11 protein-coding genes are annotated in these 11,800 nt (G+C 59.3%); 6 read left to right on the top strand and 5 right to left on the bottom strand.

Translation table 11 applies throughout. The features are described from left to right. Nucleotides 1-8: 8 nt before the first annotated feature. Nucleotides 9-1,106 carry a glycosyltransferase gene (locus AC20117_RS14675; protein WP_074699101.1) on the bottom strand — a complete coding sequence of 366 codons (1,098 nt, stop codon included), beginning with the start codon at nucleotides 1,104-1,106 and terminating at the stop codon, nucleotides 9-11. Nucleotides 1,107-1,526: 420 nt separating this feature from the next. Between AC20117_RS14675 and AC20117_RS14670 the strand changes: the two genes are divergently transcribed. The 6 genes from AC20117_RS14670 (at nucleotide 1,527) to AC20117_RS23720 (ending at nucleotide 8,266) form a co-directional block, all read left to right on the top strand. Then, entirely contained in the window at nucleotides 1,527-2,936 is a 1,410-nt protein-coding gene (locus AC20117_RS14670; protein ID WP_074699102.1) for a phosphomannomutase/phosphoglucomutase, read from the top strand. Nucleotides 2,937-2,942: 6 nt separating this feature from the next. Then, nucleotides 2,943-4,073, top strand: a complete 1,131-nt coding sequence (locus AC20117_RS14665; RefSeq protein WP_074699103.1) for a mannose-1-phosphate guanylyltransferase — start codon at nucleotides 2,943-2,945, stop codon at nucleotides 4,071-4,073. Nucleotides 4,074-4,269: 196 nt separating this feature from the next. Continuing rightward, nucleotides 4,270-6,045: a DUF4012 domain-containing protein gene (locus tag AC20117_RS14660; RefSeq protein WP_236777319.1), complete on the top strand. Its 1,776-nt coding sequence runs from the start codon at nucleotides 4,270-4,272 to the stop codon at nucleotides 6,043-6,045. A gap of 140 nt (nucleotides 6,046-6,185) precedes the next feature. Next, nucleotides 6,186-6,830 carry an LPXTG cell wall anchor domain-containing protein gene (locus tag AC20117_RS14655; RefSeq protein ID WP_074699105.1) on the top strand — a complete coding sequence of 215 codons (645 nt, stop codon included), beginning with the start codon at nucleotides 6,186-6,188 and terminating at the stop codon, nucleotides 6,828-6,830. A gap of 258 nt (nucleotides 6,831-7,088) precedes the next feature. After that, nucleotides 7,089-7,415, top strand: a complete 327-nt coding sequence (locus AC20117_RS23725) for a helix-turn-helix domain-containing protein (protein ID WP_211482271.1) — start codon at nucleotides 7,089-7,091, stop codon at nucleotides 7,413-7,415. A 44-nt stretch (nucleotides 7,416-7,459) separates the two neighbouring features. Next, entirely contained in the window at nucleotides 7,460-8,266 is an 807-nt protein-coding gene (locus AC20117_RS23720; protein ID WP_236777318.1) for an IS3 family transposase, read from the top strand. 62 nt (nucleotides 8,267-8,328) lie between these two features. Here AC20117_RS23720 and sufU read toward each other — a convergent pair whose 3' ends face one another. From sufU to AC20117_RS14630, 4 genes are all read right to left on the bottom strand, one after another. Further along, on the bottom strand, nucleotides 8,329-8,796 hold the full coding sequence (gene sufU, locus AC20117_RS14645; RefSeq protein WP_074699107.1) for a Fe-S cluster assembly sulfur transfer protein SufU: 468 nt from the start codon (nucleotides 8,794-8,796) through the stop codon (nucleotides 8,329-8,331). Beyond that, nucleotides 8,797-10,113, bottom strand: a complete 1,317-nt coding sequence (locus AC20117_RS14640; protein ID WP_074699108.1) for a cysteine desulfurase — start codon at nucleotides 10,111-10,113, stop codon at nucleotides 8,797-8,799. Between the two features lie 301 nt (nucleotides 10,114-10,414). Beyond that, complete coding sequence (pth, locus tag AC20117_RS14635; RefSeq protein WP_074699109.1) at nucleotides 10,415-11,002, bottom strand: aminoacyl-tRNA hydrolase; 588 nt, start codon at nucleotides 11,000-11,002, stop codon at nucleotides 10,415-10,417. A gap of 9 nt (nucleotides 11,003-11,011) precedes the next feature. Next, nucleotides 11,012-11,617: a 50S ribosomal protein L25/general stress protein Ctc gene (locus AC20117_RS14630; RefSeq protein WP_074699110.1), complete on the bottom strand. Its 606-nt coding sequence runs from the start codon at nucleotides 11,615-11,617 to the stop codon at nucleotides 11,012-11,014. Between the last annotated feature and the right edge of the window lie 183 nt (nucleotides 11,618-11,800).

The raw sequence follows: 11,800 nt of genomic DNA, 5'->3' as shown, positions 1-11,800 counted from the left end.
GCAGAAAACTAACCCGTAACCCAGTTCTTTATTTCTGTTCGGAATACTGACTTATCAAACTCCCATGCGCGACGAGTACATTCAGCGCCACGAAGGCTCGCTGCCGCATATATCGCATTTCTGATCTCACTACCATCAAATGATTCAACTAAAATCCCTGTCACACCGTTGACAACGGTTTCTGCTGCGCCACCCAAGTTTCTTGCTACGACGGGGGTACCAGTTGCCATCGCTTCGACTGGCATTATTCCGAAATCCTCTACCGGCGGAAATATATACGCAAGGGCCCGCTTGTAGAGCTCGCGAAGCATTGATCTGGAAGGCTGATCAATAAAGGTGACTTGCCCGGGTTGCTCCGCGGCTAAGGCTCGCAGAGCGTGACCGCTAGGTCCGCTCCCTGCGAGAACGACATGGATGTTGGATGTCCGCCCAGCACGGATGACCTCGTCCAACTGCTTATAAGGAATAAACCGAGAAGCGCCTAGAATAAATTCCGAGGGGAGATTATAGAGCGCAGCTTCATCTGTCGGGCTTAGTTCCATTGCTGTATCCACTGCAAATGCAGCAACATCAACTGGTGGATATATAACAACAGCGTCGCGCTCCCACGTCGATTCGATTCTCTCCTTGACAAATTGACTATTACTCGCCACTGCAGTGGCTTCTTTGATCCTGTGTTTGTCTAGTGAACGAAGTGGGATTGAGGCCGTTTGTGCGATAAGTCCCCTTCCTCTTGAATCCAAGTCGGGAGTCCAGATATACCGTGCGGGTGTGTGCGCATATACGTACTTCGGTGCTTCGGCAGCGGCTCCGCTAAATCTCGCATGATGCGCGAAAAGATGCGAACTACAAAGAATCCAGTCAGCCGTTGCGTCACCAAGATGACGCCATGTCGACGGCATGAAAGCAAGAGCGAGACGCTTATTCTTTCTCAATGGGGTCTTGGCCAACCAAGTCTCAGAAACCGATTTCTCTTCATAGCGAGTGGGATCATCATTCCAGAGACACTTAACCGAAGCGGTCGGGAATGATTCAAGTAACTCATCTAAGACCTTTTCGGCTCCACCGTGTTTTTCCAGCCACTCATGGACGATGATTCCTGACACTAGCTGCTTGCCTCAGTTCCCTCTGATGATAAAAACCAGCAATACATTTCTTGACTCCCCCGACCCATCTCATGCCACCAGTAGGGGCTACGATGTTATATCAAAACTGATAACCATCAAATACTTTTTCGCCAATTAGCTAATCGTGCGAATTCATTCCTTCGCATTTCTCAATTTACGACCAGACTTATTTTGTAATAACCCTGTATGACTTCAGGCATTAGAAACCTATGAGGCTGGTGCGAAAAGCTCTCGGCGCAGTGGATATGCTATCAGCCATCCCTGCCCACTCATGAACTTAAGCCTTCTCGGCACAGGGAACACGTTCCATTCTTCTACCTCCCGATGAGAAGTTGATCACTTCAGCCGCGCCTGACAGTCCTGTCGGTTATCCACAGGGGTTCCTTATAAGCTAGGGCGGTGACGAGTCTCGATCTTAGTGTTTCTTTCCAGGAGTCCTTCAAGGCGTACGACGTGCGCGGCATCGTTGGCGAAACGATTACCGCGGCCACGGTGGAGGCCACCGGCGCCGCTTTTGTGGACGTCCTCGGACTGGCCGGACAGACCGTCCTGGTGGGCGGCGACATGCGTCCGTCCTCCCCCGAATTCGCGCAGGCCTTCGCCCGCGGTGCCGCTGCCCGCGGGGCGAATCCGAAGATGCTGGGCCTGATCTCCACGGACGAGCTCTACTTCGCCTGCGGCACCCTGTCCGCGGCCGGCGTCGTCTTCACTGCCTCGCACAACCCGGCCGAATACAACGGCATGAAAATGGCCCTGCCCGGCGCCGTCCCGGTCTCCTCCGACACCGGGCTGTTCGAGATCCGCGACATCGCGGCACGCTACCTGACCGAGGGCATCCCCGCCTCCGACCCCGGCACGCTCAGCGACCAGGACGTGCTGGCCGACTACGCCGGCTACCTGCGCTCCCTGGTGGATCTGTCCGGTTCCCGGCCCCTGAAGGTCGTGGTCGATGCCGGCAACGGCATGGCCGGGCTGACCACCCCCGCGGTCCTGGGCGACGGGGTGCTGCCGGCCCTGCCGCTGGAGATCGTCGAACTGTACTTCGAGCTCGACGGCACCTTCCCGAACCATCCGGCCAACCCGCTGGAACCGGAAAACCTGCGCGATCTGCAGGCCGCCGTCGTCGCCCACGGCGCGGACATCGGCCTGGCGTTCGACGGCGACGCGGACCGTTGCTTCGTGATCGACGAGACCGGCAACCCGGTCTCCCCTTCCGCCGTCACCGCGCTGGTGGCCCGCCGCGAAATCGCCCGCGCCAAGGCCGCCGGGGAGGACAGCCCGGTCATCATCCACAACCTGATCACCTCCCGCGCCGTGCCCGAACTCGTCGCCACCGACGGCGGCCGCGCCGTGCGCACCCGGGTGGGGCATTCCTTCATCAAGGCCGTCATGGCCGCCGAGGGCGCCGTGTTCGGCGGGGAACACTCGGCGCATTACTACTTCCGCGACTTCTTCAACGCCGACACCGGCATGCTTGCCGCGATGCACGTCCTGGCCGCCCTCGGCGAACAGGAGACCCCGCTCTCCGCCCTGGCGCACGAGTACGAGCCCTACGTCTCCTCCGGCGAGATCAACTCCAAGATCGAGGACAAGGACGCCGCCGTCGCCCGCGTCCGCGCGCGGTTCGCCGGCGAGGACGTGGACATCGACGAACTCGACGGCGTGACCTTCACCGCCCGCGACGGCTCCTGGTGGTTCAACCTTCGCCCGTCCAACACCGAACCCTTCCTGCGCCTGAACGCAGAAGCCATCGACACCGCAACACTGGACAAGGTCCGGGACACCGTCCTGAACCTGGTAAGGGAATAACCAAAGATGACAACGATCGGTGCCGATAAGTCGAATGCACTTGACCTGTTTTACGGTGTTATTCCGGCCGGCGGGGTGGGGACCCGGTTGTGGCCGCTCTCGCGGGCGGCGGCGCCGAAGTTCCTGCATGACCTGACCGGGTCCGGGAGCACGCTGATCCGGGCGACGTATTCGCGTCTGGAGCCGTTGTGCGGGGACCGGACCATGGTGGTCACCGGTACCGCGCACCGCAAGGCGGTGCTCGCGCAGTTGCCGGAGCTGACGAAGAACAACCTGGTGCTCGAGTCCGAGCCGAAGGATTCCGCGGCCGCGATCGGGCTGGCCGCGGCGATCCTGTACCACCGGGATCCGCGGATCATCATGGGTTCCTTCGCCGCGGACCAGGTGATCAACCCGGTGGAGAAGTTCCAGGACGCGGTGCGCGAGGCGATCCACACCGCGGCCGAGGGCTACATCGTCACCATCGGGATCACCCCCACGCACCCCTCCACCGGGTTCGGCTACATCCGCACCAACGGGAACCTGGACATCGGTTCCGCGCCGAACGCGCTCGGGGTGACCGAGTTCGTGGAGAAGCCCGACGCCGAAACCGCGCAGGCCTACCTGGCCGAAGGCGGGTACTCGTGGAACGCGGGCATGTTCGTGGCCCCGGTGGAACTGCTGCTCAAGCACCTGGAGACCAACGAGCCGCTGCTCTACACCGGACTGATGGAGATCGCCGCGGCCTGGGACACACCCAAGCGCCGCGAGGTGGTCCGCCGGGTCTGGCCCGGCCTGCCGAAGACCGCGATCGACTACGCGGTCGCCGAGCCGGCGGCAGCGGCCGGGGACGTGGCGATGATTCCGGGCGACTTCTCCTGGGACGACGTGGGGGACTTCGCCGCGATCGGCCGGCTGAACGCCGCGTCGGAGACGAACAACCTGACCGTGCTCGGCGAGGGCGCGCGGGTGTATGCGGAGAACTCCACCGGCATGGTGGTCTCCGACACCAAACGCGTGATCGCGCTGATCGGCATTAACGACGTCGTTGTCGTGGACACCCCGGACGCGCTGCTGATCACCACCAAGGAACACGCCCAGCAGGTCAAGAAGGCCGTCGAATCCCTCCGCGCCAGCGGCGACACCGACGTCCTCTGACGTATGTTGGATCCACTCCGATTGGGCGCCCTTATGACGGTTGGATAGCATTGTCGAGGTCTCACTCCCGCTTTCACGAAGGACGTTTATGCCAGGCGCCGCAGATGCCACAACTGAAGCACGTCAAGGAAGAACAGCGGCGACGAGAATGGGTCGACGATCCGGCGGGGAGCGGCATCGTTCCAAGCGAAAATTGATGCGAGTAGTTATTCCCCTCGCAATAATCGTCCTCCTTGTGCTGTTATCCCTTAGTTGGTTAACTTTTCGGGCCTTTCAGGTAAAAGACAATCTGGACCTAACTACGCAACTGCTGCCTAAGATGCAAGAGGCAATGGCAGCGGGCGACATCGAAGAAGCCACCGTCAGGCTCAATCAGATGGAATCCCACACAGCTGAAGCACGTAGCGCCGGGACCGACCCGCTGTGGAGGGCAGCCGGCATGTTGCCTTGGTTCGGTCAAAACTTTGCAGCAGTGACTGACATAACTGTGGCCACCGATGTCGTGGTTAGCGCCGCCGTTCCCCTCATGGATTCGCTCGGGCCTGGGGGACTCGATGCGTTCGTCCCCAAAGACGGAAAGATCGAGTTAGGGCCTCTTCAGGAACTTGCCCCAAAGCTGACACGAGCATCCGATACCGTGACAGCCGCATACGAAAGCCTCAAGCAGATCGATGAGAACCAGCTCGTCCCACAACTATCCGAGCCACTTGGTCAAGCTACGTCAGCGCTAGAGGGAGTCCAAGGGACTTTGAACGGCGCGGCCTCGGCATCTGAGATCCTCCCGGCAATGCTTGGAGGAGAAGGTGACCGCAACTATCTTGTTTTGGTACAGAACAACGCTGAAGTTCGTGCAACTGGTGGTATTCCAGGGGCGCTGGTTGTGCTCAAAACGAGCGACGGGCAGATCGAGTTCACCGACCATGGCAGCGCGTCAGCTCTCGGCAGGTTTAAGCCCCCACTGGAAGTTGATCAAGAGCAGGAACGCATTTATACCACCCGCCTCGGTGCATACATGCAGAACGTCAACCTCACTCCCGACTTTCCGACTGCAGCCACTACTGCGCAGGCAATGTGGGAGAAGGAGCACCCGAAGACTGAGATCGACGGTGTCATTGCTCTGGACCCTGTCGTTCTGTCGCAACTCCTGGTAGCCACAGGCCCCGTTAAGTTAAGTTCACTCGACTCCCTACCCGTAGCTACCGGTGGCCTCCCAACAACGCTCGACAGCACAAACGTGGTTCAGACATTGCTCTCCGATGTGTACCGGGAAATCGAAGAACCTCAAGCTCAAGATGCCTATTTTGCTGCAGTCGCCAGCGACACCTTCGCTGACTTGTCAGACGGGAGCACTGATGCGCTGCAGATGCTAAAGGCCGTACAGCAGAGCGCTATGGACCAGCGATTATTCGTATGGTCCGAGTTCGAAGATGAGCAGGCAGTCATTAGCGCCTCGACCCTTAGCGGCTCCATTCCTGCGGAAGAGCCCACTGTTGGGGTTTATTTCAACGACGGCACCGGCGCCAAGATGGATTACTACGTGGAACGCGAAGTTCAACTCATTAAGCGTTGCCAGCCTGACGGATACTATAGATATGCGGTTCAGACGACGCTGACCAACAACGCACCTGTGGATGCCGCGGAGTCTCTGCCTGAATATGTAACAGGAGGAGGCAGCTTCGGCGTGACCCCAGGTACGATCAGGACTAACGTGTATGCCTATGGTCCGTCGGAGTGGCTTCTTGAATCAGCTAGCGTCGATGGCGAGACGTCATCGTTCGGCTCCTATCGTCACGGGGACAGTCCTGTTGCCGGGTTGACTGTCTCACTTAAGGCTGGGGAATCCACTACTGTTGAGTTTGAATTTTCAACTTTGTACGAGACGGACGAGCCCCAGTTACGAGTGACTCCTACTGTGCAAGCTCGGTCGGAAGTGGTGATTCCAACGAAATCCGGCCCGAACTGCACTGCCTAGTATTAACGTGTGGTTAAACGTTGATAGATTTTGCCTATACCAAGTTGCTTCAAACGATTCATCGATGTAGCGTCATACTCGAACAAAGCTAGTTTGTCTTCACACCTGCACCTTTAAATCTGACCCACGGGGGATCACACATGAAAAAGACCTTGACCGCACTGGCCATCGCCGGATCGCTGACCTTCCTTGGTGGCGGCGCAGCTCAGGCTGGCGACGCACTGTACCCAGCTCCAGCCGTCGCTGAGGTGTCTGACAGCACCCCTGCACCGGGGGAAACCTTTACCTTCAGCGCTGCTGGATTCATTCCTGGTGAAACTATCGTTGTTACCATCTCCTTTGTTCCGGACGCCGCCGCATCCGGCGCAGCGGGTGGCGCTGGCCTCGGTGGTGCCTTCGGTGCTGGCCTGTCCGGTGTAATCCTTCCTGCTTCCGTCGTCGACAACGAGACCGTAACCGCTGATGAGAACGGCTCTTTCTCCCTGCCCGTGACGCTGAATGAGGAAGGCACTTATACCCTCACGGCAGTCGGTCAGGAATCTGGCGTTACCAAGTCCGCAACCGTGGAAGTGTCCTCGGCAACTGCTGGTGGTGCTGGTATGGGCGGCAACGTTGGCACCGGCGCTGACGACAATTCTGCTGCTAACAACGAAGCTGTAGCAAACGGAGACCGTCTGGCCGAGACCGGCTTTGATTCCAGTGCTCTCCTATGGGGTGGCGCTGGCGTGCTGGCTCTCGGTGCAGGTGCTACCGCAGTGGTAGTGTCGCGCCGCAAGAATGCCTAGTCGAACTTGAATTAGCAAGAAGGTCCGGAACCAAACGTGAACAGCTCCCCGAAAGTTGGACTGAGAAATCAGTTCTGACTTTCGGGGAGTAGTTTTATGCATGGAAGAAGTTCGTTGTCCGAGGAACAGCGCGAGGCGGCGGTAGCGTTGTTTGAAACGGGTTGGGGTGCTTGGGCGGTAGCGACCCGGCTCGGTGTAGGTAGAAGTGCCATCAAACGGTTGTACGGTCGATGGCGGATACGCGGAGGTTCGACGCTGGTGGCGAAGCCAACCCGACCGGTGTACTCGTTTGAGTTCAAGCTTGATGCTGTGCAGCGATACCGCGGAGGTGAGCCCAAAGTCGCCCTTGCGAAGGAGCTTGGGCTCTCTTCTCCGCTGTTGATCGAGAAGTGGGCGCGTCAGTACCGGACCGAAGGCGAAGATGGGCTGCGCCCCAAGCCGAAGGGCCGCCCGAAGACGAATCCCGGGGCAGCAAGGAAACCTGAGTCGGAGCTGGCGCGGCTTCGCCGTGAGAACGAGCGCCTGCGGGCCGAGGTGGCGTTCCTGGGAAAAGTGCAGGCCTTGAGGGACGAGGAACGGCGCTAAAGGTTCGCGCCGTCATCGCTCTCAAGGCCGAACACCGCCTCGACGTGCTTTTGGACATTGCCGGGCTGGCCCGCTCCACGTTTTTCTACCACCAGGCGCGTTTCCAAACGCCTGACCGGCAGTCCGCACTCAAAGCCGAGATCACGAGCATCTTCACGGCAAATCATGCCCGGTACGGGCACCGGCGCATCCACACAGAACTGCTCAAACAGGGCTGGAACGTCGCGAAGAAGACCGTTCTGAAGCTCATGCGTGTCCTTGGACTGGAATGCAAGGTTCGGCGGAAGAAGCGCTACAACTCCTACCAGGGCGACCAAGGCGTCGTGGCGTCCAATCTGCTGAACCGGGAGTTCGACGCAACGGCGCCGAACCAGAAGTGGGTAACCGACGTGACCGAGTTCAGCGTCAATGAGCGGAAACTCTACCTCTCACCGGTTATGGATCTGTTCGACCGTCAGATCATCTCCTACACGATCGGCGCATCCCCAAACCTGGCCCTGACCAACGCTTCACTGCGTCAGGCCCTGACATGTCTGAATCCCGGCGAGCAGCCACTCGTGCACTCGGATCAAGGCTTTCAGTACCAGCATCGTTCCTGGCGCGATCTCCTTGAGGGTGCCGGCGCGGTTCAGTCAATGTCCCGCAAGGGCAACTGCTACGACAACGCTGTGATGGAAAACTTCTTCGGACACCTCAAAGAAGAGCTCTTCCACCAAATCCGGTTCCTCAGCACCGACGCATTGGCAGCGGATCTGCACGAGTATATTCGCTGGTACAACAACGACCGGATCTCGACAAAGCTCGAGGGCCTGAGCCCGGTGCAATACCGTGCCCAGGCCCTCGCGGCCTAGTATCTATTTAGCCAGTCCAACTTTCGGGGACCAGTTCAACGGTTCCGGACCTTCTTCTATGTTCAGTTCTGATTCGCTGCTAGGAGCGCTTCTTCCAGCGCGACCCAGGCAAGCATGGCGCATTTGACCCGCGCCGGGTACTTGGCAACTCCAGAAAAGGCTGCTGCATCGCCAAGGGTCTCTTCGTCCGCCTCTATGCTGCCACGGGAGCGCATGACCTCCCGGAACTGGTCTACAAGCTTCATCAGTTCATCCCGTTCCATGGAGAGTGCCATCTCCGAGAGGACCGAGGCGGACGCCATGGAGATGGAGCAACCTTGCCCGTCCCAGCTGATGCTTGAAAGAGTGCGGGCGTCGCCGTCCGTGTGGATAGAAGCTCGCAGTGTGATCTCATCACCACAGGTGGGGTTGAGCATGTGTGACTCCCCCATCTTGTCGCCCTCGGGTGTATCGGCCAGTCCAGCGCCATTTCGCAGCTTGGCATGCTCAAGGATGATCTGCTGGTACAGCTGCTGTAGCTCGGAACTCACTTACTTCACTCCAAAGAACGGGCGGACTCCGGCGACGGCTTCCAGGAAGGCCTCGACGTCGTCCGTGGTGTTGTACAGATAGGTACTGGCCCGAGTGGTAGCCACCAAGCCGAGCCGGCGGTGGAGGGGCTGCGCGCAGTGGTGGCCAACGCGCACCGCGATGCCCTTATCGTCCAAGAACTGGCCAACGTCGTGGGCATGGACGCTGTCGACATCAAAAGCTGCCAAGCCAATCCTTTCGGAGCCAGCGTCCGGGCCGAGGACCCTGATGCCATCGATCTGCTCCAGTCCGGTGACGAGGCGCTGACCGAGCTCCAGTTCCCACGCGTGGATACGGTCCATGCCCGTTTCCTGCAGATAGTTCACAGCGGCCGCCAATGCGACGGCTTGCGAGATGCGCTGTGTTCCGGCCTCGAAACGTGTGGGTGAGGGAAGGTAGGCTGCGTGCTTCATGGTGACCGTGGTGATCATGGAGCCGCCCGTCAGGAAGGGCGGCATCGCGTTGAGTAGCTCCGCTTTTCCGTAAAGCGCGCCGATTCCCGTAGGCGCAAGCATCTTGTGCCCGGAGAAGACAGCAAAGTCGACGTCGAGCGCTTTCACATCCACGGGCAGATGCGGAACGGACTGGCATGCGTCCAGTACAACAAAGGCCCCTACCTCTCGAGCCATAGTCACCAGCGTCTCAACAGGGTTGATCGTGCCCAGAACATTGGATGCGTGCGTGAACGCCAGGATCTTTGTCTGTGGCGTGATCACCGTGTTGGCGCGCTCGAGCTGCAGGGCGCCGTCGTCGTCCACTGACACGTAGCGCAGGGTGGCACCAGTGCGGAACGCCAGCTCCTGCCACGGAATCAGGTTCGCGTGGTGTTCCATCTCGGTCACCACGATCTCGTCGCCCTGCTTCAGCACGAAGGGCTCGGCTTCCTCTCCCCCACGACCTGCGGTGGCGTTGGAGAAAGCATAAGTGATGAGGTTGATGGCCTCGGTCGCATTGGAAGTCCAGACCAGTTCGTTGGTACGGGCGCCAATGAAGCCGGCGACAGTTTCACGCGCCGCCTCGTAAACGTCGGTGGCTTCGACTGCAAGGCTGTGTGCACCGCGGTGGACGGCGGCGTTGCGCTGCTCGTAGTACTCCTGCTCGGCTTCGATGACGCTCAGCGGGTTCTGGGAAGTGGCTCCGGAGTCGAGATAAACCAGAGGGCGTCCGTTTACTTCCCTGTTCAGGATGGGGAAATCATTGCGGATACGCAAGACCTCCGCGTTATCGATGGCGCCGACAGAGTGCTTCAGCGTTGTTGGAGTGGAAACCACAGGCACTGCGGGTGCTCCTTGATTGACTGGGTAGTATCCGTTGTCTGAATACGCAAGACAACTCTGCCCTAATCTTCCCATGACCTACCCTCCGAGGTCATGTGAGTGGCGCCTAATTTGCTTCCGGATGAATCGCATTCGGGCATGAAAAAGGGACCGACGATGGGATGGGGGTGGCCCAGTCTCAGAGGCCGCCCATCGTCGGCCCCCGCTTTCGGAGCCACTAAGGCTGTGAGCGACAAGAGCGCTCGGCAGGATGGCTATCGCCCTCCCGACAATCGATACTAGACGTTCAACTCACTTTCGTCTAGCTGATCTTCGAATGGAACTTCTGTTGGGCTGCCAGCAGCCCCTCTTCGACCATCAACTCGACGGCGTCGGCAGCGTCATCAAGCAGGAACGGCAGTTCCTTTTTCTCTGTGGTTCCAAAATCCCTGAGTACATAATCCGCCGTATCCATGCGGCCTGGAGGACGCCCCACGCCAACGCGGACCCGATAATAGTCTTTCGTCCCGAGAGCTTTGGACATGTCGCGCAGACCGTTGTGGCCGCCTTCCCCGCCACCGATTTTGAGCTTGAGGGTATTGAAGGGGATGTCGATCTCGTCATGCACTGCTACAACGTGGTCGGGCGTGATATCGAAAAACTTCGATAACGCCGAGACCGGACCGCCAGAGAGATTCATGAACGTGAGCGGCTTGGCCAGGACCAACTTGGGACCGCCGAGCCGCAGCCGGCCTTCGAGGACCTGGGCATGAGCTTTGTGGGACTTGAACGATCCCCCAATTCTAGTGGCGAGCTCGTCCAGCACCATCTGCCCAATATTGTGCCGGTTACGGCTGTAGCCGGGCCCGGGATTCCCGAGCCCGACTACAAGCCAGGTGTTGCTATTCACTGAAAGGAATCACTCAGCGGATTCAGCGGGAGCAGCAGCTTCTGCAGCCGCGCCTTCAGCCCCCTCGGTCTCTTCAGCAACGGTCGGAGCGGAGATCGCGGCAATCAAGGCGTCGGCCTCGATCACAAGGGTGGTGCCCTGCGGCAGTTCCAAGTCGCGGGCGTAAATGTGCTCGCCCACCTGGCGCCCTTCAACGTTAACGGTAACCGACTCAGGCAACGCAGTAGCGTCGGCTTCCACTGCTACGGTGTACTCTTCCAGCTCTAGGACAGCGCCCGGAGCAACTTCGCCTTCAACATGGACATTGACGTCAACGTGCACCTTCTCTCCCTTACGGACGGTGAGCAGGTCCACGTGCTCAACGATCTGCAGGATCGGATCGCGCTGGATGTCCTTGGCGAGGGCGAGATGCTGTTCGCCCTCGACGTCCAGAGTCAACAGGGCGTTGGACGTACGCAGTGCGAGGGTGGTTGCTTTGGCAGGCAGCAGGATGTGCATCGGCTCAGCACCGTGGCCGTAGATCACTGCGGGAATCTGCTCGTTGCGGCGGGCGCGGCGGGCAGCGCCCTTGCCGAATTCGCTGCGGACTTCAGCAGCCAGTTTCAGATCAGACATATCTGTCTCCTTGGGAGTAATAGGATTCTCAACGGTTCAATGGCCGGAGCTACAGGAAAATGTCTAGAAAGATCTTATCTAGCCACCGTCGATAACGGACACTCCACAAGAACTGCGGAGCTCCCTCGCCTAGGCATCGGCAAACAGTCTATCAGCGTGCCACTCGAACGCCGAATCCGCACT

It is taken from the genome of Arthrobacter crystallopoietes (assembly GCF_002849715.1).
GTDB lineage: Bacteria > Actinomycetota > Actinomycetes > Actinomycetales > Micrococcaceae > Crystallibacter > Crystallibacter crystallopoietes.
This window is presented reverse-complemented; position numbering and strand designations above follow the sequence as displayed.